This window comes from Streptococcus sp. SK140, assembly GCF_000259525.1.
Lineage (GTDB): Bacteria > Bacillota > Bacilli > Lactobacillales > Streptococcaceae > Streptococcus.
The window spans coordinates 1-25,541 of record NZ_AJML01000042.1 but is presented as its reverse complement, the minus strand read 5'-3'; the positions used below and the strand labels follow the sequence as shown (position 1 = coordinate 25,541).

At 38.8% G+C, this 25,541-nt stretch carries 25 protein-coding genes; 24 read left to right on the top strand and 1 reads right to left on the bottom strand.

The genetic code is table 11. The features are described 5' to 3' along the window. The first annotated feature begins 201 nt into the window (after positions 1–201). The 6 genes from glgB (at position 202) to HMPREF1116_RS10995 (ending at position 7,657) form a co-directional block, all read left to right on the top strand. On the top strand, positions 202–2,130 hold the full coding sequence (glgB, locus tag HMPREF1116_RS11020; RefSeq protein ID WP_000357093.1) for a 1,4-alpha-glucan branching protein GlgB: 1,929 nt from the start codon (positions 202–204) through the stop codon (positions 2,128–2,130). Continuing rightward, the gene (locus tag HMPREF1116_RS11015) at positions 2,120–3,262 is read left to right on the top strand and encodes a glucose-1-phosphate adenylyltransferase (protein ID WP_000787265.1); all 1,143 of its coding nucleotides are present in this window, start codon (positions 2,120–2,122) and stop codon (positions 3,260–3,262) included. Before glgB ends, HMPREF1116_RS11015 begins: the two co-directional genes overlap by 11 nt. After that, the gene (gene glgD, locus HMPREF1116_RS11010; RefSeq protein ID WP_000687058.1) at positions 3,252–4,391 is read left to right on the top strand and encodes a glucose-1-phosphate adenylyltransferase subunit GlgD; all 1,140 of its coding nucleotides are present in this window, start codon (positions 3,252–3,254) and stop codon (positions 4,389–4,391) included. The genes HMPREF1116_RS11015 and glgD overlap by 11 nt, the downstream gene beginning before the upstream one ends. Beyond that, positions 4,388–5,821 (top strand): glycogen synthase GlgA, encoded by a 1,434-nt coding sequence (gene glgA, locus HMPREF1116_RS11005; RefSeq protein ID WP_000697310.1) that lies wholly within the window; start codon positions 4,388–4,390, stop codon positions 5,819–5,821. The genes glgD and glgA overlap by 4 nt, the downstream gene beginning before the upstream one ends. 62 nt (positions 5,822–5,883) lie before the next feature. Further along, positions 5,884–6,525 carry a phosphoserine phosphatase SerB gene (serB, locus tag HMPREF1116_RS11000; RefSeq protein ID WP_000721284.1) on the top strand — a complete coding sequence of 214 codons (642 nt, stop codon included), beginning with the start codon at positions 5,884–5,886 and terminating at the stop codon, positions 6,523–6,525. 16 nt (positions 6,526–6,541) lie between these two features. Continuing rightward, positions 6,542–7,657 carry a glycerate kinase gene (locus HMPREF1116_RS10995; protein WP_000706321.1) on the top strand — a complete coding sequence of 372 codons (1,116 nt, stop codon included), beginning with the start codon at positions 6,542–6,544 and terminating at the stop codon, positions 7,655–7,657. Here HMPREF1116_RS10995 and HMPREF1116_RS10990 read toward each other — a convergent pair. Further along, positions 7,654–8,100, bottom strand: a complete 447-nt coding sequence (locus tag HMPREF1116_RS10990) for a DUF1694 domain-containing protein (protein ID WP_000133025.1) — start codon at positions 8,098–8,100, stop codon at positions 7,654–7,656. The genes HMPREF1116_RS10995 and HMPREF1116_RS10990 overlap by 4 nt on opposite strands. Before the next feature lie 164 nt (positions 8,101–8,264). On the opposite strand from HMPREF1116_RS10990, the gene eno reads away from it, so the two are divergent. From eno to lacD, 18 genes are all read left to right on the top strand, one after another. Continuing rightward, positions 8,265–9,569, top strand: coding sequence for a surface-displayed alpha-enolase (gene eno, locus HMPREF1116_RS10985; RefSeq protein ID WP_000022825.1), 1,305 nt, complete (start codon positions 8,265–8,267; stop codon positions 9,567–9,569). A 250-nt stretch (positions 9,570–9,819) separates the two neighbouring features. Further along, complete coding sequence (gene xseA / locus HMPREF1116_RS10980; protein ID WP_000417499.1) at positions 9,820–11,160, top strand: exodeoxyribonuclease VII large subunit; 1,341 nt, start codon at positions 9,820–9,822, stop codon at positions 11,158–11,160. Beyond that, entirely contained in the window at positions 11,138–11,350 is a 213-nt protein-coding gene (locus HMPREF1116_RS10975) for an exodeoxyribonuclease VII small subunit (protein ID WP_000043228.1), read from the top strand. Before xseA ends, HMPREF1116_RS10975 begins: the two co-directional genes overlap by 23 nt. Continuing rightward, on the top strand, positions 11,347–12,222 hold the full coding sequence (locus tag HMPREF1116_RS10970; RefSeq protein ID WP_001041145.1) for a polyprenyl synthetase family protein: 876 nt from the start codon (positions 11,347–11,349) through the stop codon (positions 12,220–12,222). Before HMPREF1116_RS10975 ends, HMPREF1116_RS10970 begins: the two co-directional genes overlap by 4 nt. Continuing rightward, complete coding sequence (locus tag HMPREF1116_RS10965) at positions 12,215–13,030, top strand: TlyA family RNA methyltransferase (RefSeq protein ID WP_001041049.1); 816 nt, start codon at positions 12,215–12,217, stop codon at positions 13,028–13,030. The genes HMPREF1116_RS10970 and HMPREF1116_RS10965 overlap by 8 nt, the downstream gene beginning before the upstream one ends. After that, the gene (locus HMPREF1116_RS10960) at positions 13,023–13,454 is read left to right on the top strand and encodes an arginine repressor (protein WP_001034387.1); all 432 of its coding nucleotides are present in this window, start codon (positions 13,023–13,025) and stop codon (positions 13,452–13,454) included. The genes HMPREF1116_RS10965 and HMPREF1116_RS10960 overlap by 8 nt, the downstream gene beginning before the upstream one ends. 6 nt (positions 13,455–13,460) lie before the next feature. Further along, positions 13,461–15,128 carry a DNA repair protein RecN gene (recN, locus tag HMPREF1116_RS10955; protein WP_000923623.1) on the top strand — a complete coding sequence of 556 codons (1,668 nt, stop codon included), beginning with the start codon at positions 13,461–13,463 and terminating at the stop codon, positions 15,126–15,128. Beyond that, positions 15,129–15,857, top strand: a complete 729-nt coding sequence (locus HMPREF1116_RS10950; protein ID WP_000133328.1) for a metallophosphoesterase family protein — start codon at positions 15,129–15,131, stop codon at positions 15,855–15,857. Positions 15,858–15,935: 78 nt separating this feature from the next. Then, on the top strand, positions 15,936–17,759 hold the full coding sequence (lepA, locus tag HMPREF1116_RS10945) for a translation elongation factor 4 (protein ID WP_001047197.1): 1,824 nt from the start codon (positions 15,936–15,938) through the stop codon (positions 17,757–17,759). Between the two features lie 197 nt (positions 17,760–17,956). Continuing rightward, positions 17,957–18,565: a hypothetical protein gene (locus HMPREF1116_RS10940; RefSeq protein WP_000720934.1), complete on the top strand. Its 609-nt coding sequence runs from the start codon at positions 17,957–17,959 to the stop codon at positions 18,563–18,565. 199 nt (positions 18,566–18,764) lie between these two features. Further along, entirely contained in the window at positions 18,765–19,241 is a 477-nt protein-coding gene (locus HMPREF1116_RS10935) for a PTS sugar transporter subunit IIA (protein ID WP_000521965.1), read from the top strand. A 39-nt stretch (positions 19,242–19,280) separates the two neighbouring features. Then, positions 19,281–19,586: a PTS sugar transporter subunit IIB gene (locus HMPREF1116_RS10930; protein WP_000590576.1), complete on the top strand. Its 306-nt coding sequence runs from the start codon at positions 19,281–19,283 to the stop codon at positions 19,584–19,586. A 44-nt stretch (positions 19,587–19,630) separates the two neighbouring features. Further along, positions 19,631–21,106: a PTS galactitol transporter subunit IIC gene (locus HMPREF1116_RS10925; RefSeq protein WP_000351356.1), complete on the top strand. Its 1,476-nt coding sequence runs from the start codon at positions 19,631–19,633 to the stop codon at positions 21,104–21,106. Positions 21,107–21,208: 102 nt separating this feature from the next. Further along, on the top strand, positions 21,209–22,102 hold the full coding sequence (locus HMPREF1116_RS12035) for an aldose 1-epimerase family protein (RefSeq protein ID WP_000571452.1): 894 nt from the start codon (positions 21,209–21,211) through the stop codon (positions 22,100–22,102). Between the two features lie 256 nt (positions 22,103–22,358). Continuing rightward, positions 22,359–22,784: a galactose-6-phosphate isomerase subunit LacA gene (lacA, locus tag HMPREF1116_RS10915; RefSeq protein WP_000029280.1), complete on the top strand. Its 426-nt coding sequence runs from the start codon at positions 22,359–22,361 to the stop codon at positions 22,782–22,784. 148 nt (positions 22,785–22,932) lie between these two features. Further along, positions 22,933–23,448, top strand: a complete 516-nt coding sequence (lacB, locus tag HMPREF1116_RS10910) for a galactose-6-phosphate isomerase subunit LacB (RefSeq protein ID WP_001216925.1) — start codon at positions 22,933–22,935, stop codon at positions 23,446–23,448. Between the two features lie 10 nt (positions 23,449–23,458). After that, the gene (locus HMPREF1116_RS10905; RefSeq protein WP_000604296.1) at positions 23,459–24,388 is read left to right on the top strand and encodes a tagatose-6-phosphate kinase; all 930 of its coding nucleotides are present in this window, start codon (positions 23,459–23,461) and stop codon (positions 24,386–24,388) included. Position 24,389: 1 nt separating this feature from the next. Then, positions 24,390–25,376 carry a tagatose-bisphosphate aldolase gene (lacD, locus tag HMPREF1116_RS10900; protein WP_000244537.1) on the top strand — a complete coding sequence of 329 codons (987 nt, stop codon included), beginning with the start codon at positions 24,390–24,392 and terminating at the stop codon, positions 25,374–25,376. Positions 25,377–25,541: the final 165 nt, after the last annotated feature.

Below are 25,541 nucleotides of genomic sequence, written 5' to 3'. Positions count from 1 at the left end.
GTTACTATTATATAAAAATGTAAGAAAATGAAAAGAGGCGAAGATAAATTGGAAAATTAAAATGATTTTCCCAGGACGCATCAGAGAATTATTTTCAGATTTTCAAAATAATTTTTAAAAATATAGTAATTTACTTGAAACTTCTCTTAAAAGGTAGTATAATAAAACAAAGAAAACGCTTTCAATTAAAAGGGGGATTCAATGGATAAATTTGAGGCTTTAAGAACTTTTACTAGTGGCGAAAATTTCCATCTTCAACACTATTTAGGAGCTCATCGTGAAGAAAGAAACGGTGAGTATGGCTATACTTTCCGTGTCTGGGCGCCAAATGCGCAAGCTGTCCATTTAGTTGGTGATTTTACTAACTGGGTTGAAAATCAAATCCCCATGGTTCGTAATGAATCTGGAGTTTGGGAAGTTTTTACAACTTTAGCTCAAGAGGGACATATTTATAAATATCATATTACTCGTGCTAATGGTCATCAGCTCATGAAGATTGATCCCTTGGCAGTACGCTATGAGGCTCGTCCTGGAACAGGAGCAGTTTTAACAGAAATTTCTGAGAAAAAATGGAAGGACGGTCTCTGGTTAGCTCGCAGAAAACGTTGGGGCTTTTTCGAGAGACCGGTCAATATCTATGAGGCACATGCAGGATCTTGGAAGAGAAATCCTGATGGAACACCTTATAGCTTTGCTCAACTCAAAGAAGAGCTTATTCCTTATCTCGTTGAGATGAACTATACTCACATCGAGTTTATGCCTTTGATGGCTCACCCTCTTGGATTGAGTTGGGGCTATCAGCTCATGGGTTACTTTGCTTTAGAACATGCTTATGGACGTCCAGAAGAGTTTCAAGACTTCGTTGAGGAATGTCATATCAACAATATCGGAGTAATTGTGGACTGGGTACCTGGACACTTTACAATCAATGACGACGCTTTGGCATACTACGACGGTACACCAACTTTTGAATACCAAGATCATAATAAGGCTAACAACTACGGTTGGGGAGCACTCAACTTCGACCTCGGTAAAAATGAAGTCCAATCTTTCTTGATATCTAGCATTAAGTTCTGGATTGATTTCTATCACCTAGATGGTATTCGTGTAGATGCTGTAAGTAATATTCTCTATCTAGATTATGACAATGCTCCATGGACACCAAATAAAGACGGTGGCAATCTCAACTATGAAGGATATTATTTCCTACAACGTTTGAATGATGTTATTAAGCTAGCGCATCCGGATGTTATGATGATTGCAGAGGAGTCTTCTTCAGGTACCAAGATTACTGGTATGAAGGAAATGGGTGGACTTGGATTTGACTACAAGTGGAACATGGGTTGGATGAATGATATCCTACGTTTCTACGAAGAAGATCCAATTTACCGCAAGTATGACTTTAATCTTGTGACCTTCAGCTTCATGTATGTCTTTAATGAAAATTATCTCCTACCATTCTCACATGATGAGGTTGTCCACGGTAAGAAGAGTATGATGCATAAGATGTGGGGTGATCGTTACAATCAGTTCGCTGGTTTGAGAAACCTCTACACTTATCAAATTTGTCACCCTGGTAAGAAATTACTCTTCATGGGTAGCGAATTCGGTCAATTCTTAGAGTGGAAATCAGAAGAGCAATTAGAGTGGTCTAACCTAGAAGATCCAATGAATGCCAAGATGAAATACTTTACATCACAGTTGAATCAACTTTATAAAGACCACCGTTGTCTTTGGGAAATTGATACAAGTTACGATGGTATTGAAATCATTGATGCGGATAATAGAGATCAGAGTGTTCTTTCCTTTATCCGTAAGGGCAAGAAAGGCGAGATGCTAGTCTGTGTCTTCAATATGGCACCGGTTGAACGACCTGATTTCACAATCGGTCTTCCTGTTGCAGGTATTTATGAAGAAATTTGGAATACAGAGTTAGAACAATGGGGTGGTGTGTGGAAAGAGCATAACCAAACTGTTCAAACTCAAAAAGGATTGTGGAAGGATTATGAGCAGACTTTGACATTTACCTTGCCAGCTATGGGAGCAAGTATTTGGAAAATCAAACGTCGCATAAAACCTACTAAGAAAGTCGCTAATAAAACTCAAAAAGGAGTAGAAAATGAAGAATGAAATGCTAGCTTTAATCCTTGCTGGTGGGCAAGGAACTCGTCTCGGTAAACTCACTCAAAGCATTGCTAAACCTGCCGTGCAATTTGGTGGGCGCTACCGTATCATTGACTTTGCTCTTTCAAACTGTGCCAACTCTGGTATCCATAATGTTGGGGTTATTACACAGTATCAACCACTAGCTCTCAACAGCCACATTGGTAATGGTTCTAGTTGGGGTCTAGACGGTATTGACACAGGTGTTTCTATCCTTCAACCCTACTCTGCAAGTGAAGGAAACCGTTGGTTTGAAGGTACAAGTCATGCCATTTACCAAAATATCGACTATATCGACAGCATCAATCCTAAGTATGTTTTGATCCTTTCAGGTGACCACATCTACAAGATGGACTATGATGATATGCTCCAATCACACAAGGACAATAATGCCAGTTTGACAGTAGCTGTCTTGGATGTTCCACTTAAAGAAGCTAGCCGTTTTGGTATCATGAATACAGATGCTAATAATCGTATTGTTGAATTCGAAGAAAAACCTGCCCAACCAAAATCAACTAAGGCATCAATGGGGATTTATATCTTTGACTGGAAACGTCTTCGTAACATGCTAGTTGCTGCTGAGAAGGCCAACCTAGACATGTCAGACTTCGGTAAAAATGTTATTCCAAACTATCTTGAAACTGGTGAAAGTGTCTATGCTTATGAATTCAATGGATACTGGAAGGACGTTGGTACTATCGAATCACTCTGGGAAGCAAATATGGAATACATCTCTCCAGAGAATGCTCTAGATAGTCGTAACCGTCAATGGAAAATTTATTCTCGTAACCTTATCGCTCCACCAAACTTTATTGGAGAACATGCTCATGTAGAAGACTCTCTTGTAGTGGATGGCTGTTACGTAAATGGTACAGTAAAACACTCTATCCTTTCTACAGCTGCTCAAGTTCGTAAGGGAGCAGAAGTTGTTGATTCTGTCATCATGAGTGGAGCAGTTATCGGTAGAGGAGCTAAAATTACACGTGCAATCATCGGTGAAGGAGCAGTCATTGCCGATGGTGTAGAAATTGATGGTACAGAAGAAGTACAAGTAGTCGGATATAATGAAGTAGTGGGGGTAGCAACAGATGAAGATTGATAAATATTCAGCGATTTTAGGAAATACCGTTGGTTTCCATGATATGTCAACCTTGACAAGTAACCGTCCAGTGGCAACTTTACCATTTGGAGGAAAGTATCGTTTGATTGACTTCCCACTCTCAAGTTTAGCAAATGCTGGTGTTCGTAGTGTCTTTGGAATCTTCCAACAAGATAATATCAGCTCAGTTTTCGACCACATTCGTTCAGGTCGTGAGTGGGGCTTGAATACACTACTTAGTCACTACTATTTAGGTATTTACAATACACGTGTAGAAAGTAGCACAGTCGGTAAAGAGTACTATCAACAACTTTTAACTTACCTAAAACGTTCAGGTTCAGACCAAACCGTTTCCTTGAACTGTGATGTTTTAGTGAATATCGATCTCAATCAAGTTTTCCATTTGCATAATACAACAAAATCACCAATTACAGTTGTTTATAAGAAATTGCCTAAGAAGGTCATTTCAGAAGTAAATGCAATCCTTGATATTGATGAAACTGACCACGTACTTTCACACAAACTCTTTGATAAAAAATCAAATCAAGATTACTACAACATGTCAACAGATATCTTTGTTGTAGATACTCAATGGTTGATTAAACGTTTAGAAGAAGAAGCTCAAAAAGAATATCCAGAAAAATTACGTTATGTTCTTCGTGATTTAGCAGCTAAAGAAGGTGCTTTTGCATATGAATACACAGGATACCTAGCAAATATTCATTCAGTAGAAACATACTACCAAGCTAATTTAGATATGCTTGATCAGCATAAATTCTACTCTTTGTTCTCGCCAAATCAAAAGATTCACACTAAAGTTAAAAACGAAGAGCCTACTTACTATGCACCGGGTTCAAAAGTAAACACTTCTCAATTTGCTTCTGGTAGTATCGTTGAAGGCGAAGTGATTAAATCTGTTATTTCGCGTAATGTTCGTATCAATAAAGACAGCTTGGTTAAAGAATCTCTTATCTTCCCTCGTGTTGTCGTTGGAAAAGGTGCACAAGTTGAGTATGCAATTGTTGATAAGGGTGCTGAAATAGCTGAGGGAGTTGTTATTCGAGGTACAGCAGAAAACCCTGTTGTCATCAAAAAAGGCGAAAAAGTAACAGAGGATGTCCTTTCATGAAAATTTTATTTGTAGCAGCAGAGGGCGCTCCCTTTTCAAAAACAGGTGGATTGGGAGACGTTATCGGAGCACTTCCAAAATCATTAGTAAAAGCTGGGCATGAGGTTGCTGTTATCTTACCCTACTATGACATGGTAGAAGCTAAGTTTGGTAATCAGATTGAAGATGTCCTTCAATTCGAAGTCTATGTTGGTTGGCGCAGACAATTTTGTGGAATTAAGAAAACTGTTTTAAACGGTGTTACCTTCTACTTTATCGACAATCAATATTATTTCTTCCGTGGGCATGTTTATGGAGATTTCGATGATGGTGAACGTTTTGCCTTCTTCCAACTTGCTGCCCTTGAAGCTATGGAGCGTATTGGATTTATCCCTGATGTCCTCCACGCTCATGACTACCATACAGCAATGATTCCTTTCTTGTTGAAGGAAAAGTACAGATGGATTCAAGCCTACCAAGGAATCAAGACTGTTTTGACCATTCATAACTTGGAATTTCAAGGTCAATTCTCTGAAAGTATGCTTTGGGACTTGTTTAGAGTTGGATTTGAGCGCTACGCTGATGGAACAGTTCGTTGGAATGATTGTCTTAACTGGATGAAGGCAGGTATTCTCTATGCAGATCGTGTATCAACCGTGTCACCGAGTTATGCTTATGAGATCATGACTACAGAGTTTGGTTGCGGTATTGATCAAATTCTTCGTATGGAATCTGGTAAGGTTTCAGGTATTGTTAATGGTATAGATACAGATTTGTACAACCCAGAGACGGATGCTTTACTTGACTATCATTTTAATAAAAATGATCTGTCAGGAAAGGCTCAAAATAAAGCAAAACTTCAAGAAAAAGTTGGTCTTCCAGTACGTTCTGATGTACCAATGATTGGTATTGTATCTCGCTTAACTCGTCAAAAAGGTTTTGATGTGGTAGTTGAGAGCTTGCATCGAATACTTCAAGAGGATATTCAAATCGTTCTTTTGGGAACTGGAGATCCAGGATTTGAACAAGCCTTCTCTTGGTTTAGTCAAGTATTCCCAGAAAAACTTTCTGCCAATATCACTTTCGATGTGAAATTAGCTCAAGAGATCTATGCAGCATGTGATATTTTCCTCATGCCAAGTCGCTTTGAACCGTGTGGACTTTCACAAATGATGGCCATGAGATATGGAACCCTTCCTTTGGTAAATGAGGTTGGTGGTCTTAGAGATACTGTTCAAGCCTTTAATCCAATTGATGGAACAGGTACAGGCTTTAGTTTTAATAACCTAACTCCATACTGGCTCAACTGGGCCTTGCAAACAGCTCTGGATGTTTATCATAACCATCCTGATGTTTGGAAGAACATGCAAGTTCAAGCTATGGAATGTGATTTCTCTTGGGATACAGCCTGCAAGTCATATCTTGATTTGTATCATAGCTTAGCAAACTAAATAGTTAAAATCGTATGATACCTTCATACGATTTTTTGAGATTCTGAAAGTAAGGCAATTATATGAAAAAAATTAAAGGACTCTGTGTACTGGATGTTGATGGGACACTGATAGAAGAGGAAGTTATTGATTTGTTGGGGAAAGAAGCAGAATGTGAAGAAGAAGTAGCTCTACTGACTGCCCAAGCTATGAGAGGAGAACTTGATTTTGAAGAAAGCCTGAGAAAACGTGTTTCTTTATTACAAGGACTATCTGTAGATACTTTTGATAAGATTTATCATGAACTACACCTTAGTAAAAATGCTGCGCAATTTATTAACACTCTACAAAAAAATCAGATAGAAGTGGGTTTAGTTTCGGGTGGATTTACACCTGTTGTTGAAAGATTAGCAAAAGATTTAGGGATTTCATTATTCGCTGCTAATCAACTGGAAATCAGAGATGGTTATTTAACTGGAAATCTTGTTAGTCCTATTATCAGCAGAGAAGTTAAAAAAGAAACCCTAGTAAGATGGGCTGATGAATTAGAGGTACCAATTGATAGAACAATTGCTATTGGAGATGGAGCTAATGATTTAGCAATGTTGAAGAGAGCTGGAATCGGAATTGGCTTCTGTGCTAAAGAAATCGTGAAAGAGGAAATTCCCCTTCAAATTGAAGAAAGAGATTTAACAAAAGTATTGAAGCTGATAGATTTCCTTTGATTAGAAAGATGAGTGTATGAAAATTGTTATAGCACCAGACTCTTTTAAGGAGAGTCTCCCTGCAAGTGAAGTAGCTAAAGCTATTAAACGAGGCCTTAAAAAGGCTCTACCTGAATCGAAATGTTTGCTCTTACCTGTTGGCGATGGAGGGGAAGGAACAGTGGATGCCATTAAAAATTCACTTGGTCTTGTAGAAAAAACTGCTTTAGTGACAGGTCCCTTTGGAGATGAGGTTCAAATGACATATGTTCAAAAAGGAGAACTTGCTCTGTTCGAGGTAGCTGATTTAGTAGGTCTTGCTAAAATTCCTATTGAAAAACGAAATCCACTGAAGATTCAAACAAAGGGGATTGGTCAACTGATCCTATATTTAATCGAACAAGGAATGAAAGAAATCTATATAGGAGTTGGTGGGACATCCAGTAACGATGGTGGTATTGGAATTGCCTCAGGACTCGGATATCAGTTTTATGATGAAAACGGGATGGAACTTGAGGCTTGTGGCCAGTCCTTATTTGAAATTAGTAAGACTTTGGACAAAAATGTCGTTACCATCCCTGCTGATGTGCGTATCAAAATCTTAGCAGATGTGACCAATCCACTCTGTGGAACTCACGGTGCTACCTATACATTTGGAAAGCAAAAAGGATTAAATCCAGCTCAATTTCAAAAAGTTGATGATGCTATTGAAAACTTTTACCACAAAGTTGCACCTGAAATGTTAAAATTGGATGGTGCTGGAGCAGGTGGCGGTATTGCAGCTGGCTTGTGTGCCTTTGCTGGAGCAGAGATTGTATCTGGTATTCAAACCTGTCTAGATATAATCAATTTTGATAAAAATGTTGCAGATGCAGATCTAGTTATTGTTGGTGAAGGTAGGTTAGATTCTCAAAGTTTATCTGGTAAGGCGCCAATTGGAGTAGCAAAAAGAACACCAGATGGTGTTCCAGTTATTGCTATTTGTGGTAGTTTAGCTGAGGATTTACCTCCTTTACCATTTGAGAATGTCATAGCTGCTTTTTCAATATTAGAAAAAAGCGAACCATTAGAAGATAGTTTAAAAAATGCAGCTATCTATTTAGAAGATACAGCTGCAAACATTGGTCAAATTTTAGCTTTGAAGAAAAATTAACCAAACCACTTTTTCCAAAGAGAAGTAGGAGCTTTTTTCATCTCTTTTTCCTGCCATAAGTCTGAAAAGGCCTTTCTGAGGTCTTTTTCACTTGTTTGAACAGGGGCATCGCGATGGATAACTAGGCCAAAAGGAGAAGAGTTATGATCTTCAGAAACGATGGTCGCTTGGCAGTCAGCATCTTTGGATTGTTTTAGATAAAAAACTTGTTTATCAAACTCTACCTGAGGAGAAATTTTGACAAATAGAGGTTGAGTCTCTTTTCTAAAGGTTTCTAAAATTGTTAAAAATCCATTTTTAAATTTATCATCATCAGCTGTTTCAAGGTCTGCATAGCCAAGGACACGTTCTTCAAAGGTACCGAGGAAACGTCTCTGTTCATCTGGATTTAGTTTAAGACCACCATGGGCCTTTTCTAGGATTTGTTTAGATACATCAGTCATAAAAATAGTATATCATAAAATAAAGGAGAAAACAGATGAAAGAAAGCGATTACTTTATAAACTTAAGGAAAATTTGCACAAAGATAACGTTTTTCCTTGAAAAAGGAGTCTTTTTAAGGTATCATAGAGGTGTAAAAAATTTAACTCAATAAGGAGAGTAAAAAATGTCAATTATTACTGATGTTTACGCTCGCGAAGTCCTAGACTCACGCGGTAACCCAACACTTGAAGTAGAAGTTTACACTGAATCAGGTGCTTTCGGACGTGGTATGGTTCCATCAGGAGCTTCTACTGGTGAACACGAAGCAGTTGAACTTCGTGATGGTGACAAATCTCGTTACGGTGGTCTTGGTACACAAAAAGCTGTTGACAACGTAAACAACATCATCGCTGAAGCAATCATCGGCTACGATGTACGTGACCAACAAGCTATCGACCGTGCTATGATCGCACTTGACGGAACTCCTAACAAAGGTAAATTGGGTGCTAACGCAATCCTTGGTGTGTCTATCGCTGTAGCTCGTGCTGCTGCTGACTACCTTGAAATCCCACTTTACAGCTACCTTGGTGGATTTAACACTAAAGTTCTTCCAACTCCAATGATGAACATCATCAACGGTGGTTCTCACTCAGATGCTCCAATCGCTTTCCAAGAATTCATGATCGTACCTGCTGGTGCACCAACATTCAAAGAAGCTCTTCGTTGGGGTGCTGAAATCTTCCACGCTCTTAAGAAAATCCTTAAATCTCGTGGTCTTGAAACAGCCGTAGGTGACGAAGGTGGATTCGCTCCTCGTTTCGAAGGAACTGAAGACGGTGTTGAAACTATCCTTGCTGCTATCGAAGCTGCTGGTTATGTTCCAGGTAAAGACGTATTTATCGGATTTGACTGTGCATCATCAGAATTCTACGATAAAGAACGTAAAGTTTACGACTACACTAAATTCGAAGGTGAAGGAGCTGCTGTTCGTACTTCTGCAGAACAAATCGACTACCTTGAAGAATTGGTAAACAAATACCCAATCATCACTATCGAAGATGGTATGGACGAAAACGACTGGGATGGATGGAAAGCTCTTACTGAACGTCTTGGTGGTAAAGTTCAATTGGTTGGTGACGACTTCTTCGTAACAAACACTGCTTACCTTGAAAGAGGTATCGCTGAAGGCGCTGCTAACTCAATCCTTATCAAAGTTAACCAAATCGGTACTCTTACTGAAACATTCGACGCTATCGAAATGGCTAAAGAAGCTGGTTACACTGCCGTTGTATCACACCGTTCAGGTGAAACTGAAGATTCAACAATCGCTGATATCGCAGTTGCAACTAACGCAGGACAAATCAAGACTGGTTCACTTTCACGTACAGACCGTATCGCTAAATACAACCAATTGCTTCGTATCGAAGATCAACTTGGTGAAGTAGCTGAATACCGTGGATTGAAATCATTCTACAACCTTAAGAAATAAAATAGTTCAGTGAACTATTTTATCCCGAACCTTGAAACTCAAAAGTTCGGTCGTTGATTTAACAACGTTTTAAGCCCCTCGGATTTTATCCGAAGGGTTTTTTTTCTGTTCGAGGGGCAAAAATATTAAGAAATAATTTCGCACATAAATTCCCTGTATTTTCACTATTCTAGGTGGAAATTAAAGATTTTTAAGCATATTTTTGGTATAATAATACCTAGGAAAAACTAGAGAAAAGAAGGAGGTAGAGATGGAAAAGTATTTATCGGTTACAACTTTGACCAAGTATTTAAAAATGAAATTCGATAAAGACCCCTACTTGGAACGGGTATATTTAACTGGTCAAGTCTCTAACTTCCGTAAGCGTCCAACCCATCAGTATTTTTCTCTTAAAGATGACCGAGCGGTTATTCAGGCGACAATTTGGTCGGGGGTCTACCAACGTTTGGGATTTGACTTGGAAGAAGGGATGAAGATCAATGTGGTTGGTCGTGTCCAAGTCTATGAGCCAAGTGGAAGTTATTCGATTATCATTGAAAAAGCTGAACCAGATGGTGTCGGTGCCTTAGCTATCCAATTTGAACAACTTAAGAAGAAACTGGCAGAAGAAGGTTTGTTTCAAGAGCGATTTAAACAATCTTTACCACAATTTTCAAAAAAAATAGGTGTGGTGACCAGCCGTAGTGGAGCTGTTATCCAGGATATCATTACAACTGTAAGCAGACGCTTCCCTGGTGTGGAAATTGTCTTATATCCTACTAAAGTTCAAGGTGAGGGTGCTGCAAAGGAGATTGCTCGTAATATAACTCGAGCCAATGAACGTGAGGATTTAGATGTTCTGATTATTGGTCGTGGGGGAGGTTCCATTGAAGATCTTTGGGCCTTTAACGAAGAAATTGTAGTTCGAGCAATTTTTGAATCTCGTTTACCGATTATTTCGAGTGTAGGTCATGAAACAGATGTCACCTTGGCTGATTTTGTTGCTGACAAGAGAGCAGCAACACCGACAGCAGCGGCTGAACTTGCGACACCAGTAACTAAGTTAGATCTTTTGACCTATCTTCAGAATCAAGAAAAACGCATGACTACAGCGGTTAAGCATAGTTTGTCAAAGAAACAAGAAGCATTGAGAATCCTCAGTCAATCGGTCATCTTCAGACAACCAGAGCGTTTATATGACGGTTATCTACAACGCTTGGATCAGTTACAGCTGCGACTGAAGCAAGGATTGAATGCTGAATTGGTTCGTAATCAACAAAAGGTGCAAGAACAAGTCCACCGTTTGGAACAATTATCACCAATTATTAAAATCCAGCGTTATCAGGATCATATCCAGCAATTAAAGAAACTTCTGCGTAGCCAGATGGCTGTGACCTATGATGCAAAAGTAGCAGAAGTAAAACGCCTATCAGAAGCTCTCCTTATGCTAGATACTAGTCGAATTGTAGCCAGAGGTTATGCAATTGTCAAAAAAGGAGAAGTCGTAGTCGCTTCTGCGAAAGTTTTGAAAGAAAATGACCAAGTATCACTGTTGATGCGGGACGGTCAAGTAGAATTAGAGGTAAGAGATGTCAAAACAAAAGAAATTTGAGGAAAATCTAGCAGAACTTGAAACGATTGTTCAAAGTTTGGAAAATGGGGAAATTGCTCTAGAAGATGCTATTTCGGCTTTTCAAAAGGGAATGCTCTTGTCAAAAGAATTGCAGGCAACACTTGATAAGGCTGAAAAGACCTTGGTCAAGGTGATGCAAGAAGATGGAACAGAAAGTGAACTGGTATGAACAAGCAGGAAAAACTAGCTTTGGTCGAGTCAGCTCTTGAAGACTTTTATGGCAACCAACAATTTGCGTCCAGTTTAAGAGAAGCGGTTCTCTATTCCGTCCATGCTGGTGGTAAAAGGATTCGTCCTTATTTGCTTTTAGAAGTTTTGGACTCCTTGCAAGTGCCTATCACTCAGGAACATGCTCAAGTTGCAGCGGCACTAGAAATGATTCATACAGGAAGTTTGATCCATGATGATCTTCCTGCTATGGATAATGATGATTTTCGTCGGGGGCGTTTGACCAACCATAAGGTGTATGGTGAAGCTCTAGCCATTTTAGCAGGGGATGCGCTTTTTTTGGATCCCTATGCTTTAATTGCTCAAACTGATTTGCCTAGTCAAACCAAGGTTGATTTAATAGCTAATTTATCCCTTGCTTCTGGAAGTATGGGAATGGTAGCTGGTCAAGTGTTAGATATGGAAGGCGAAGGAAAACACTTGAATTTAGAGGAACTTCAGACTATCCATGCTAATAAGACAGGTAAACTTTTAGCCTTTCCTTTCCAAGCGGCTGGAATCATTGCTGGATTGGATGAAAATCTTCAGAAACAGCTTAAAACAGTTGGCGAGTTGATTGGGCTTGCTTTCCAAGTGAGAGATGATGTGCTTGATGTTACCGCTAGCTTTGAGGAAATTGGAAAAACACCCCAGAAAGACTTGCAGGCCGAAAAGTCAACCTATCCTGCCTTGTTAGGATTAGATCAGGCGATAGCGTTTTGCAATCAAACTTTGGATCAAGCTACTGCGAAACTAGAAGAGATTAGTCAAGTTGTGAGTTTTGATAAGGAGCCAATTGTGAAAATAGTAGAAAGTTTGAGAATCAATGGCTAAGGAAAGAGTAGATGTACTAGCTTACAAACAAGGTTTATTTGAAACGAGAGAACAAGCCAAACGAGGTGTTATGGCAGGTTTGGTAGTCGCTGTTTTAAATGGCGAACGATTTGATAAACCAGGAGAAAAAATTCCTGATGATACAGAGTTGAAACTCAAGGGTGAGAAACTTAAGTATGTCAGTCGTGGTGGCTTGAAACTTGAGAAGGCGCTAGATATTTTTGGTCTATCAGTTGAGGGACAAACGACCATTGATATCGGAGCTTCAACAGGTGGTTTTACTGACGTCATGTTGCAAAATGGTGCTAAACAAGTTTTTGCAGTTGATGTTGGTACTAACCAACTGGCATGGAAATTACGCCAAGACCCTCGTGTTGTCAGTATGGAGCAGTTTAATTTCCGTTATGCGGAAAAAACTGATTTTGAACAGGAACCAAGTTTCGCAAGTATCGATGTCAGTTTTATTTCCTTAGGCCTTATTTTGCCGGCTTTGCACCGTGTTTTAGCTGATCAAGGTCAGGTTGTTGCTCTAGTTAAGCCTCAATTTGAGGCTGGTCGAGAACAGATTGGTAAAAATGGAATTATCAGAGATGCCAAAGTTCACCAAAATGTTTTAGAATCAGTTACTAAAATGGCAGTTGATGAAGGATTTTCAGTCTTAGGATTGGATTATTCTCCTATTCAAGGTGGTCATGGGAATATCGAGTTTTTAGCCTATTTGCGAAAAGAAAATCACGCAATCAATCAGGTTACTTCTGAAATAGAAAAAATAGTGGAGAAAGCACATAGGGAATTTAAAGATGAATAAAAAAGAGAGACTTGAGAAGATTAGAAAATTTGTTACAGATTATCAAATCGGCACACAGGAAGAAATCGTTGAACACTTGAGAGAAGCGGGTATCTCTGCTACTCAAGCAACAGTCTCCCGAGATATTAAAGAATTAGGTATTGTAAAAATTCCATTGAAAGACAATACTTACATTTATGAATTACCAAAATCAATCGTTAGAAGCTTGCAGTTGGCAGAAAATAATATTATTCATGCTGAACGCATGGGATATATGATTAATTTGCAAGTCATTCCAGGAAATACTATTTTCGTCAAGAGTCAGTTGATGACTGTTTTTTCTGACCAAATTTTTAGCTGTATTGCTGATGATGATTCCATCTTGATGGTATTGAGAAGTGAAGAAACAGCCAAGGATATTTTTGAGCAAGTTAAAAATTGGTAGGATTATATGTTACTGGAAATTTCGATTAAAAATTTTGCTATCATCGAATCAATTTCTTTGAACTTTGAACAAGGGATGACAGTTTTAACCGGTGAAACAGGTGCGGGTAAATCAATCATTATTGACGCTATGAATATGATGTTAGGAGCTCGAGCTACAACAGAAGTTATTCGTCATGGGGCTCCAAAAGCGGAAATTGAAGGTCTTTTTTCAATTGAAAGTAACCGCGCGCTAGAAGAAATTTTTGATGAACAAGGATTAGAATTGAGTGATGAAATCATTATTCGTCGCGAAATTTTACAAAACGGTCGGAGCATCAGTCGTGTCAATGGACAGATGGTTAATCTTTCAGTATTAAGGACGATTGGTCAACAGCTAGTTGATATCCATGGTCAACATGACCAAGAGGAGTTAATGCGCCCACATCGACATATCCAGATGTTGGATGAGTTTGGGGAAGCCTCTTTCTTTGAATTAAAAGAAGCCTATCAGACGAGCTTCGATAATTACCGCCGTATGCGCAAGCAAGTGCTTGACATCAAAAAAAATCAGCAGGAACACAAGGCTCGAATTGAAATGTTGGAATTTCAGATGGCTGAGATTGAAGCAGCTAATTTGAAAGCTGGTGAAGATATTGCCCTTAATCAAGAAAGAGACAAACTTCTTAACCATAAACATATCGCCGATACTTTAACAAATGCTTATAGTATGCTTGATAATGAAGAATTTTCAAGCCTTGCAAATGTTCGTTCGGCCATGAATGATATGGAAAGTCTTGAAGAGTTCGATCCAGAGTATCGTGAGATTTCAAACTCCCTTTCTGAATCCTATTATGTTCTAGAAGATATCACCAAGCGCTTGGAATCCATTATTGATGATTTAGATTTTGATGGTAATCGTTTGATGCAGGTTGAAAGCCGACTAGATTTAATTCACACCATTACCCGTAAGTATGGTGGTAGTGTCGATGATGTCCTTGAATACTTTGCCAAGATTACAGACGAATACAATCTTCTAACAGGAAATAATCTATCTTCTGAAGATATGGAAATCGAACTCAAGAAACTTGAAAAAAATCTTGTGGATCTAGCAGGTCAAGTTGCTCAAGCTCGCCATAAAATAGCGCAGGACTTAGAAGCTGAAATCAAGCAAGAATTGCAAGACCTATACATGGAGAAAGCACAATTTCAAGTTCGTTTTAGTCAAGGAAAATTCAGTCGTGAAGGTAATGAGAGTGTTGAATTTTACATTTCAACCAACCCTGGAGAAGATTTTAAACCATTAGTAAAAGTAGCTTCTGGTGGAGAGTTGTCTCGTTTGATGTTAGCTATCAAGTCCGCTTTTTCTCGTAAGGAAGGCAAGACCAGTATCGTCTTTGATGAGGTGGATACGGGAGTTTCAGGTCGTGTAGCTCAAGCCATTGCACAAAAGATTCATAAAATTGGGCAGCATGGTCAAGTATTAGCTATTTCTCACCTTCCTCAAGTTATTGCGATTGCAGATTATCAGTTCTTCATCGAAAAGATTAGCAATGAACATTCAACCGTTTCAACAGTTCGCTTGTTGACAGTTGAAGAAAGGATTGAAGAAGTCGCTAAGATGTTGGCTGGAGAGAATGTGACAGAAGCAGCATTGACTCAAGCGAGAGAATTATTACAAAGTAAGGAGAAATAAATGACAGACTATTATGTAATTGGTGATGTCCACGGAAAAGCTGGAATGTTAGAAGATTTACTTAAAACATGGGATGGTAAGACTCAATTACTCTTTCTTGGAGATTTGATTGATAGAGGAGAAGATAGTCGCCGAGTTCTAGAAATGGTCAAAGACTTGGTCGACAATCAGGGAGCTATCTGCTTATCAGGAAACCATGAGTATATGTTTTTAACTTGGTTGGATAACCCTGAAGAAAGCTATGACCACTATCGTCGAAATGGTGGAGATACAACTATTAATTCTATTTTGGGGCGCCCACTGGATGCACCAGTAGATGGAGTAGCAGATGCAAAGCGTGTTGAAACAGAAGCAGCAGACTTAGTGGAATTTATTCGTCAGATGCCTTTTGTCATTGAAACAGATAAGTATATCTTTGTTCATGCCGGTATTGATTTGACTTTGGATGATTGGCATGATACTACCGATTATAAGAAGGTATGGCTCAGAAAACCATTTCATGAAGCAGCCAATCATACTGGAAAAACCATTGTCTTTGGACATACACCAGTCTATGGTTTGTTGGATCAAAAACCTGGTACATCTGAACTTTGGATGACAGAAGACGGTAAGATTGGAATGGATGGAGGAGCTGTTTACGGCGGTGTCCTTCATGGGATTATCTTTACCGACCAAGGTATGACAGAACATTACTTCATTGAAAATGACGGCTTTGTTGCTGAAGATTAGTACTCCTAACAGGGTATGGTCTTGTCAAAATGTTAAAAACAATTTATAATTAATAGATACCCTGAAAGGAAGAGAATGATGAACTTAGAAGAATTGAAAAAACGACAGGAGAAGATTCGTAACTTCTCTATTATCGCCCATATTGACCATGGAAAGTCAACACTAGCAGACCGTATTTTGGAAAAGACAGAGACAGTTTCCAGTCGTGAAATGCAGGCCCAACTTCTTGATAGTATGGACCTTGAACGTGAACGTGGAATTACTATCAAGCTTAATGCTATCGAGCTTAATTATACGGCTAAAGATGGTGAGACTTATATCTTCCACTTGATTGACACACCTGGACACGTGGACTTTACCTATGAGGTTTCACGTTCCCTAGCTGCCTGTGAAGGTGCTATTTTGGTCGTTGATGCTGCCCAAGGGATTGAGGCTCAAACACTGGCAAACGTCTATCTTGCTTTGGATAATGATTTGGAAATCCTTCCAGTTATCAATAAAATTGACCTACCAGCAGCAGATCCAGAGCGCGTGCGTACAGAAATCGAAGATGTCATTGGCCTAGATGCTAGCGAAGCAGTATTGGCTTCAGCCAAGGCGGGTATCGGTATCGAAGAAATTCTCGAACAAATTGTCGAAAAAGTACCAGCACCAACTGGTGACGTGTCAGCACCATTGAAAGCCTTGATTTTCGACTCAGTTTATGATGCCTATCGTGGAGTTATCCTCCAAGTTCGTGTCATGGATGGAGTAGTCAAACCTAGCGATAAGATTCAGCTCATGAGCAATGGTAAAACTTTCGATGTAACTGAAGTCGGAATTTTCACACCTAAAGCAGTTGGGCGTGATTTCCTAGCAACGGGTGACGTTGGTTATATCGCGGCTTCTATCAAGACTGTTCAGGACACACGTGTCGGTGATACAGTAACCTTGGCGACAAATCCAGCGACCGAACCACTTTCAGGATACAAGCAGATGAATCCAATGGTTTTCGCAGGTCTCTATCCAATCGAGTCAAATAAATACAATGACCTTCGTGAAGCTCTTGAAAAATTGCAACTAAATGATGCTAGCTTACAGTTTGAACCAGAAACATCCCAGGCTCTTGGATTTGGTTTCCGTTGTGGTTTCCTTGGACTTCTTCATATGGATGTTATTCAGGAACGTTTGGAACGTGAGTTTAACATCGACCTTATTATGACAGCTCCGTCTGTTATCTACAAGGTTAATCAGACTGATGGTGAGTCTATGGATGTGTCTAACCCATCCGAGTTCCCAGATCCTACAAAGATTGCAACTATCGAAGAACCATATGTTAAGGCACAAATCATGGTACCGCAAGAATTCGTCGGAGCAGTAATGGAATTAGCTCAGCGCAAACGTGGTGACTTTGTGACTATGGATTATATCGATGACAATCGTGTTAATGTTATCTATCAAATCCCACTAGCTGAGATTGTCTTTGACTTCTTCGATAAACTCAAATCTTCGACACGCGGTTATGCAAGCTTTGATTACGAATTGTCAGAGTATCGTCCATCTAAACTGGTGAAAATGGATATCCTTCTTAATGGTGATAAGGTGGATGCTCTTAGCTTTATCGTTCACAAGGACTTTGCTTATGAACGTGGAAAACTCATCGTTGATAAGCTCAAGAAAATCATTCCTCGTCAACAGTTTGAGGTACCGATTCAGGCAGCTATTGGACATAAGATTGTGGCTCGTACAGATATTAAAGCCCTTCGTAAGAACGTGCTTGCCAAGTGTTATGGTGGTGACGTATCTCGTAAACGTAAACTCCTTGAAAAACAAAAAGCTGGTAAGAAACGTATGAAAGCTATCGGTTCTGTAGAAGTACCACAAGAAGCCTTCCTCAGCGTCTTGAGCATGGATGAAGAATAGTCGCTATGTGAGAATAGCATTGATTTTAAGAAATCGATCAGTTGATTTAGATTGAAGAAAAGTCCATTTTGGACATTTTTCTTCAATCCTTTTCTTTGGTTTGAATCACACGGTTACTTTTGTAAAGTGTCAAAATACAGTATTTTTTTGACACTTTTCCCTTCATAATTTAAAATAGAAGTGAAAGGAGAGTTATCATGAAAAAAATAATAACTTTATCTACACTTTTACTTTGTAGTCTTAGTCTAATTGCTTGTAGCAATTCAGAGAAGAAAAACGAGGTAAAGACAGAAGCATCTTCAAGTGTTCAGGAAGCTTCAAGTCAAGAGTCTAGTTCATCGCAAAAACAGACAGAAGAGACGCAAGTAGTGGGTTCAGATGATTATGGCTATGTAAAAATTCCTAAATCATGGGTTCATTTCAAAGAAATTGAAGGTGGAGATGACATTCAGTACTGTGATGGGACGGATGTCAATATTGTAACTCTCAATACCTTTAAACCAGAACAGTTTGGTATTAGTGAAAGTGAGTACGCTGCGCTTGAAACTGTTCAAATCTCAACTAGTATTTATGAATCTAAACAGAAAAGTCAAGACTTTTCCAAGGTATGGGGGTCAAAATCAACTATCGGTGGCTATGAGGCCTATGTAGTAAACTGTATTGCTAAAAATGGTAAATACTTAATTATCTGGGTATTTAAATCTGATGATGGTAAGTTTAGATATGTTTCTCTGGAAGGTGTTCCAGAGGTATTAAAAAATCTTCTTCCAATGGTGGAAGAAAGTTGGACCAATAAAAAGAGTTAACATCGTGAAAACAGGAGTACTTCCTGTTTTTTTGTTTTACTTATTAAGAAATTTATAAAAAATATGTTTGAAATCATTAAATGTTTAATTCGTAAACAAAAAAAATAAATATCAAACAAAATACAACAAAAAACATTGACAACGGTTTCATATAGTGTTATACTTGTACCATAAAAGTTAAATATGAAGGGAGAAGGTCATGGGATTAGATCATTTCTTTGACAAGGACCTAGTCTTTTGCTTAGAAGCAGATAATCAAGAGCAACTTTTCGATCAAGTTGCAACCCTACTGGAAGAAAAGAAAGTTGTTACAGAGACCTATCGATCGGCCTTGATTGAACGTGAAAAATCGTTCCCAACTGGTTTGGATATGGAGTTTTTAGGGAAGGATTTGCCTAACGTAGCTATCCCTCATACTGATACAATTCATAATCTAACTGAAAATGTTGTCGTGGTTCGTCTGGAAAAACCAGTCACGTTCCACAATATGATTGCACCTGATAAGGAAGTAGAAGTATCATTACTCTTCTTTATCATCAACAATTCAAGTTCAAGTCAAACAAATATACTTGCACAGTTGATGGACTTCTTTACAGGCAATGGTCATCTTGAAGCGCTGTCTAAGATTACGGAACCTGAAGCTTTGTTCCAATATATCTCAGAAGCGACTGCTTAATTTGTTAATAATTTTTATATAAAAACGGAGGAAATCCAAATGATTAAAATTCTTGCTGCTTGTGGTGCAGGTGTTAACTCAAGCCACCAAATTAAAAGTGCTCTTGAAGAAGAACTTTCTAACCGTGGGTACGATGTTCAATGTGATGCTGTTATGGTAAAAGATGTCAATGAAGACTTGATTAAAGGTTATGATATCTTCACACCAATCGCTGCTACTGATTTAGGTTTTGAACCAGGTATCCCAGTTGTTGAAGCAGGACCAATCTTGTTCCGTATTCCAGCTATGAGCGCTCCAGTTTATGACAATATTGAAGCAGCTATCAAAGAACATGGTCTAAGTTAATTATTAATTTGTAAATATTCCATAAAAATAAAGGGAGGAAAATTATGGATATCATTATCGAACTAGCCAATAAGCTGTTCAAACCTATCTTGGAAATGGGTGGACCGATCATCATGCTGATCATTTTGACAGTATTGGCTCTACTTTTTGGAGTGAAATTCTCCAAAGCGCTTGAAGGTGGTATCAAACTTGCCATCGCTCTTACTGGTATCGGTGCTATCATTGGTATGTTAAATGGTGCTTTCTCAGCGTCTCTTGCAAAATTCGTTGAAAACACTGGTATTCAATTGAATATTACCGACGTTGGTTGGGCACCACTTGCTACAATCACTTGGGGTTCAGCTTGGACACTTTACTTCTTGCTTGTGATGTTGATCGTCAACATTGTCATGCTTGCAATGAAGAAAACTGATACACTTGACGTCGATATCTTTGATATCTGGCACTTGTCTATCACAGGTCTTTTGATTAAATGGTACGCTGACAACAATGGAGTTAGCCAAGGAGTTTCACTCTTCATCGCGACTGCAGCAGTTGTTCTTGTTGGGGTTCTTAAAATCATCAACTCTGACTTGATGAAACCAACATTTGATGACCTTCTTAACGCACCAAGTTCATCACCAATGACTTCAACTCACATGAACTACATGATGAACCCAGTTATCATGGTTTTGGATAAGATTTTTGATAAACTCTTCCCAGGTCTTGATAAATACGACTTTGACGCTGCTAAATTGAATAAACGAATCGGTTTCTGGGGATCTAAATTCTTCATCGGTTTCATCCTTGGTATCGTTATCGGTTTGATGGGAACTCCACATCCAGTTCCTGGTGTTGAAGGTGCTGATAAATGGGAACTTGTTATTAAAGGTTGGTTGTCACTTGGTTTGACTGCCGGTGTCTGCTTGGAGCTCTTCTCATTGATCGGTTCATGGTTTATCGCAGCCGTAGAACCACTTTCACAAGGTATTACAAACGTTGCTACTAAACGTCTTCAAGGACGTAAATTCAACATTGGTCTTGACTGGCCATTTATCGCTGGTCGTGCTGAAATCTGGGCTTGTGCCAACGTACTTGCACCAATCATGTTGGTTGAAGCAGTGCTTCTTTCAAATGTCGGAAATGGTATCTTGCCACTTGCTGGTATCATCGCAATGGGTGTAACTCCAGCTCTCTTGGTAGTTACTCGTGGTAAATTGCTCCGTATGATTATCTTCGGAACACTCTTGTTGCCACTCTTCCTTCTTTCAGGTACACTTATCGCACCATTCGCAACAGAACTTGCTAAAGGTGTAGGTGCCTTCCCAGAAGGTGTAAGCCAAACTCAATTGATTACTCACTCAACTCTTGAAGGACCAATCGAAAAACTATTTGGTTGGGCAATTGGTAATGCTACAACTGGTGATATCAAAGCTATCCTTGGCGCATTAGTATTCCTAGTATTCTACGTTGGTATCTTTGCATGGTACAGAAAACAAATGATCAAACGTAATGAAGAATACGCAGCAAATGCAAAATAATTCGCTCCTAAAAATGTAAATTGTAAAAACTAGGTTGTCAGTTTCCAAATCTGGAGTCGACAGCCTAGTTTTTTAGGTCTTAAATAAATGGAGGTAATTCTAATGATTGAATTAAAAACAGAACAGCTAAGTGTACAGTTTCAAACTTTTGGTGGTGCACTTTCTTCAATAAAAGATAAAGATGGAATTGAGTATTTGTGGCAGGGAGATCCAACTTACTGGAGTGGACAAGCACCTGTTTTATTTCCAATCTGTGGATCCGTTAGAAATGATACTGTCTTGTATGAGCATGAAGATGGTAGTCAAGTAGCAGGTAAAATTCCACGTCATGGTTTGGTTCGAAAAAAAGAATTTGAATTAGTAGAACAAACAGAGAACTCTGTCACCTTTGCTATCGAAGATGACCAAGAAATGTATGAGAACTATCCCTATCATTTTCGTCTAGAAATAACTTATACTGTTACTGGAAAGACTATTCGTACACAGTATCAAGTTACCAATAAGGAAACAGATAAGAAAATGCCTTACTTTATTGGTGGACATCCAGGATTTAACTGTCCTTTATTTGATGATGAAGCTTATGAAGACTACTATCTTGAATTTGAAAAGCCAGAAACTTGTACAGTTCCAAAACCATTCCCAGAAACAGGGATGTTGGATTTTCAAGATAGAAGTAGCTGGTTAAAAAATCAAAAAGAATTGGATCTAAACTATGATTTCTTTAGCTATGATGCTGTGACGTTAGATGAGTTAGCCTCTCGCTCTGTTTCCTTACGATCACGTAGGCATGATAAGGGATTAAAACTAGACTTTAAAGAGTTTCCAAACCTCATCGTTTGGTCAACGCTCAATAAAGGTCCCTTCCTTGCTTTGGAACCATGGTCAGGTTTGTCAACATCACTTGAAGAGGGCGATCATCTAGAAGACAAGAAAAATGTTCGAATCTTAAATCCAGGTCAAAGTGATCAAATTGGTTTTGATATAGAAATTTTCTAAAAAATAAACAAAAACAAACATAAACTGTTGACTTTTTTAAACAATAGTAGTATATTATGTTTAGAAAGAACAATTTGTGTTTGTTTTAACAAGTTATTCTTCCAATTTCTCCAAGGAGAAGTTACAAAGAGTGATTAGATGAATCATTCTTAAACTAAATAGTCAACAAAAACTACCAGTAACTACTTGGTGATGGTCATTTTCTTTCCATAACCAAAATATTTTTACTGGTCTATATAAAAAAGGAGTATACAATATGTCTATTGTTATTGGTGCAGATGCTGCAGGTTTGAGATTGAAAGAAGTCGTTAAAGATTTCTTGGAAAAAGAAAACTTCCACGTTGTGGATGTTACAGCTGAAGGTCAAGACTTCGTTGATGTAACTCTTGCAGTTGCTGAAGAAGTTAAAAAAGAAGAACAAAATCTTGGCATTGTCATTGATGCTTATGGTGCTGGTCCATTTATGGTTGCAACTAAAATCAAAGGAATGGTTGCAGCAGAAGTATCTGACGAACGTTCAGCCTATATGACTCGTGGTCACAACAACTCACGTATGATTACTATGGGTGCTCAACTCGTTGGTGACGAATTGGCTAAAAACATTGCTAAAGGCTTTGTAAATGGTAAGTATGACGGCGGTCGTCACCAAATCAGGGTCGACATGTTGAACAAAATGTGCTAATACTCTTCAAAAATCAAGATAATCTGTCGTCAGCTCACTTTAGCTAACCTCAGTTATACTCGCAGCTCGCTTCCTAAGCTAATCTTGATTTTTCTTGAGTAAGGATAAATGATATTAGATTTATATAATTAATCGGAGGGAATAACTAATGAGAATTGCAATTGGATGTGACCACATCGTAACTAATGAAAAAATGGCGGTTTCAGAATTTTTGAAATCAAAAGGACATGAAGTCATCGACTTTGGTACTTATGACCACGCTCGTACTCACTACCCAATCTTTGGTAAAAAAGTTGGTGAAGCAGTAGTTAGTGGCCAAGCTGATCTTGGTGTATGTATCTGTGGTACTGGTGTCGGTATCAATAACGCTGTTAACAAAGTTCCAGGTGTTCGTTCTGCTTTGGTTCGTGATATGACAACAGCTCTTTATGCAAAAGAACAATTGAATGCCAACGTTATCGGATTTGGTGGTAAAATCACTGGTGAATTGCTTATGTGCGATATCATTGAAGCTTTCATCAACGCTGAATACAAACCATCTGAAGAAAATAAAAAATTGATCGCTAAAATCCAACACGTTGAAACTCATAACGATCATCAAACGGATGCCAACTTCTTTACAGAATTCCTTGAAAAATGGGATCGCGGTGAATACCACGACTAAGAGGTGACTCATGATTTTAACAGTCACAATGAACCCATCCATTGATATTTCCTATCCTTTGGATGAATTAAAAATTGACACTGTCAACCGTGTTGTCGATGTTACGAAAACAGCGGGTGGTAAAGGTCTCAATGTTACACGAGTTCTATCAGAATTTGGTGATTCTGTAGTCGCAACTGGACTTGTTGGTGGTAAACTAGGTGATTTTCTAGTAGAAAATATTGATGATAAAGTCACCAAGCGTTTCTTCTATATCCAAGGAGAAACCCGTAACTGTGTCGCAATTCTACATGGAGAAAATCAAACAGAAATCCTAGAAAAAGGTCCTAAAGTTCAAGAACAAGAAGGTCAAGATTTCTTGGCTCATTTCAAGGAACTTTTAGAGACTGTAGAGGTAGTAGCCATTTCAGGTAGTCTACCAGCAGGACTTCCTGTTGACTATTATGCTAGTCTAGTTGAACTTGCCAACCAAGCTGGTAAACCTGTTGTCTTGGACTGTTCTGGAGCTGCACTTCAGGCGGTTCTTGAATCTCCACATAAACCAACGGTTATCAAACCAAATAATGAAGAATTGTCTCAACTTTTAGGAAGAGAAATTTCTAAAGACTTGGATGAATTAAAAGAAGTCCTTCAAGAACCACTATTTGATGGAATCGAGTGGATTATCGTTTCGTTAGGTGCTAATGGTGCCTTTGCAAAACACGGGGACACTTTCTATAAAGTGGATATTCCAAAAATTCAAGTTGTAAACCCAGTTGGTTCTGGCGATTCTACTGTTGCAGGTATTGCTTCAGGTCTTTTCCATAAAGAATCTGATCAAGAATTGCTGACTAAGGCGAATGTCCTTGGTATGCTAAATGCTCAAGAAAAAATGACCGGTCATGTCAATATGGCTAACTATCAAAGCCTATATGACCAACTAGTAGTGAAAGAGGTATAAAATGGTTTTAACAGAAAATAAACGTGCATGTTTGGAAAAACTCTCTGATGAGAATGGTATCATCTCAGCTCTTGCTTTTGACCAACGTGGTGCTTTGAAACGCCTTATGGCTCAATACCAAACAGAAGAGCCAACAGTAGCTCAAATGGAAGAACTTAAAGTCTTGGTAGCAGATGAATTGACAAAATACGCTTCATCTATGCTTCTTGACCCTGAATATGGTCTTCCAGCAACAAAAGCACTTGCTCCAAATGCAGGTCTTCTCCTCGCTTATGAAAAAACTGGATACGATACAACAAGCACAAAACGCTTGCCAGACTGCTTGGATGTTTGGTCTGCAAAACGTATCAAGGAACAAGGTGCAGATGCTGTTAAGTTCTTACTTTACTATGACGTAGATAGCTCTGACGAACTCAACCAACAAAAACAAGCCTACATTGAACGTATCGGTTCTGAGTGTGTAGCTGAAGATATTCCATTCTTCCTTGAAATTTTGGCTTACGATGAAAAGATTGCGGACGCAGGTTCTGCTGAATACGCTAAAGTAAAACCACACAAGGTTATTGGTGCGATGAAGGTCTTCTCAGAACCACGTTTTAACATCGATGTCTTGAAAGTGGAAGTTCCAGTTAACGTGAAATACGTTGAAGGATTTGGCGATGGAGAAATCGTTCATACACGTGAAGAAGCAGCTGCTTTCTTCAAAGCACAAGACGAAGCAACTAACCTTCCATACATCTACTTGAGTGCTGGTGTATCAGCTAAACTCTTCCAAGAAACTCTTGTATTTGCCCACGAATCAGGTGCAAACTTCAATGGTGTTCTTTGTGGACGTGCAACATGGGCTGGATCTGTTGAAGCTTACATCAAAGATGGAGAAGCAGCTGCTCGCGAATGGCTTCGTACAACTGGTTTTGAAAACATCGATGAACTTAACAAGGTTCTTCAAACAACAGCTACTTCATGGACTGAACGTGTAGAAGCATAGATCAGAAATAGAAGGAATTACTTTTGTTAAGAAAATATTTATGGATTCTTGACAAAGGTGTTTGTAAATCATACAATAAAACCATAGGACGTGAATGCGCTTTCTATGGTTTGTTTACTTAATTGAAATAGAAAAAGGAGAGAAGGATGAAAGCATACACAGAAC

Excerpts from the sequence above, each read along its gene's own strand:
- glgB (WP_000357093.1), top strand. The coding sequence starts at position 202 with ATGGATAAATTTGAGGCTTTAAGAACTTTTACTAGTGGCGAAAATTTC.
- HMPREF1116_RS11015 (WP_000787265.1), top strand. The coding sequence starts at position 2,120 with ATGAAGAATGAAATGCTAGCTTTAATCCTTGCTGGTGGGCAAGGAACT.
- glgD (WP_000687058.1), top strand. The coding sequence starts at position 3,252 with ATGAAGATTGATAAATATTCAGCGATTTTAGGAAATACCGTTGGTTTC.
- glgA (WP_000697310.1), top strand. The coding sequence starts at position 4,388 with ATGAAAATTTTATTTGTAGCAGCAGAGGGCGCTCCCTTTTCAAAAACA.
- serB (WP_000721284.1), top strand. The coding sequence starts at position 5,884 with ATGAAAAAAATTAAAGGACTCTGTGTACTGGATGTTGATGGGACACTG.
- HMPREF1116_RS10995 (WP_000706321.1), top strand. The coding sequence starts at position 6,542 with ATGAAAATTGTTATAGCACCAGACTCTTTTAAGGAGAGTCTCCCTGCA.
- HMPREF1116_RS10990 (WP_000133025.1), bottom strand. The coding sequence starts at position 8,100 with ATGACTGATGTATCTAAACAAATCCTAGAAAAGGCCCATGGTGGTCTT.
- eno (WP_000022825.1), top strand. The coding sequence starts at position 8,265 with ATGTCAATTATTACTGATGTTTACGCTCGCGAAGTCCTAGACTCACGC.
- xseA (WP_000417499.1), top strand. The coding sequence starts at position 9,820 with ATGGAAAAGTATTTATCGGTTACAACTTTGACCAAGTATTTAAAAATG.
- HMPREF1116_RS10975 (WP_000043228.1), top strand. The coding sequence starts at position 11,138 with ATGTCAAAACAAAAGAAATTTGAGGAAAATCTAGCAGAACTTGAAACG.
- HMPREF1116_RS10970 (WP_001041145.1), top strand. The coding sequence starts at position 11,347 with ATGAACAAGCAGGAAAAACTAGCTTTGGTCGAGTCAGCTCTTGAAGAC.
- HMPREF1116_RS10965 (WP_001041049.1), top strand. The coding sequence starts at position 12,215 with ATGGCTAAGGAAAGAGTAGATGTACTAGCTTACAAACAAGGTTTATTT.
- HMPREF1116_RS10960 (WP_001034387.1), top strand. The coding sequence starts at position 13,023 with ATGAATAAAAAAGAGAGACTTGAGAAGATTAGAAAATTTGTTACAGAT.
- recN (WP_000923623.1), top strand. The coding sequence starts at position 13,461 with ATGTTACTGGAAATTTCGATTAAAAATTTTGCTATCATCGAATCAATT.
- HMPREF1116_RS10950 (WP_000133328.1), top strand. The coding sequence starts at position 15,129 with ATGACAGACTATTATGTAATTGGTGATGTCCACGGAAAAGCTGGAATG.
- lepA (WP_001047197.1), top strand. The coding sequence starts at position 15,936 with ATGAACTTAGAAGAATTGAAAAAACGACAGGAGAAGATTCGTAACTTC.
- HMPREF1116_RS10940 (WP_000720934.1), top strand. The coding sequence starts at position 17,957 with ATGAAAAAAATAATAACTTTATCTACACTTTTACTTTGTAGTCTTAGT.
- HMPREF1116_RS10935 (WP_000521965.1), top strand. The coding sequence starts at position 18,765 with ATGGGATTAGATCATTTCTTTGACAAGGACCTAGTCTTTTGCTTAGAA.
- HMPREF1116_RS10930 (WP_000590576.1), top strand. The coding sequence starts at position 19,281 with ATGATTAAAATTCTTGCTGCTTGTGGTGCAGGTGTTAACTCAAGCCAC.
- HMPREF1116_RS10925 (WP_000351356.1), top strand. The coding sequence starts at position 19,631 with ATGGATATCATTATCGAACTAGCCAATAAGCTGTTCAAACCTATCTTG.
- HMPREF1116_RS12035 (WP_000571452.1), top strand. The coding sequence starts at position 21,209 with ATGATTGAATTAAAAACAGAACAGCTAAGTGTACAGTTTCAAACTTTT.
- lacA (WP_000029280.1), top strand. The coding sequence starts at position 22,359 with ATGTCTATTGTTATTGGTGCAGATGCTGCAGGTTTGAGATTGAAAGAA.
- lacB (WP_001216925.1), top strand. The coding sequence starts at position 22,933 with ATGAGAATTGCAATTGGATGTGACCACATCGTAACTAATGAAAAAATG.
- HMPREF1116_RS10905 (WP_000604296.1), top strand. The coding sequence starts at position 23,459 with ATGATTTTAACAGTCACAATGAACCCATCCATTGATATTTCCTATCCT.
- lacD (WP_000244537.1), top strand. The coding sequence starts at position 24,390 with ATGGTTTTAACAGAAAATAAACGTGCATGTTTGGAAAAACTCTCTGAT.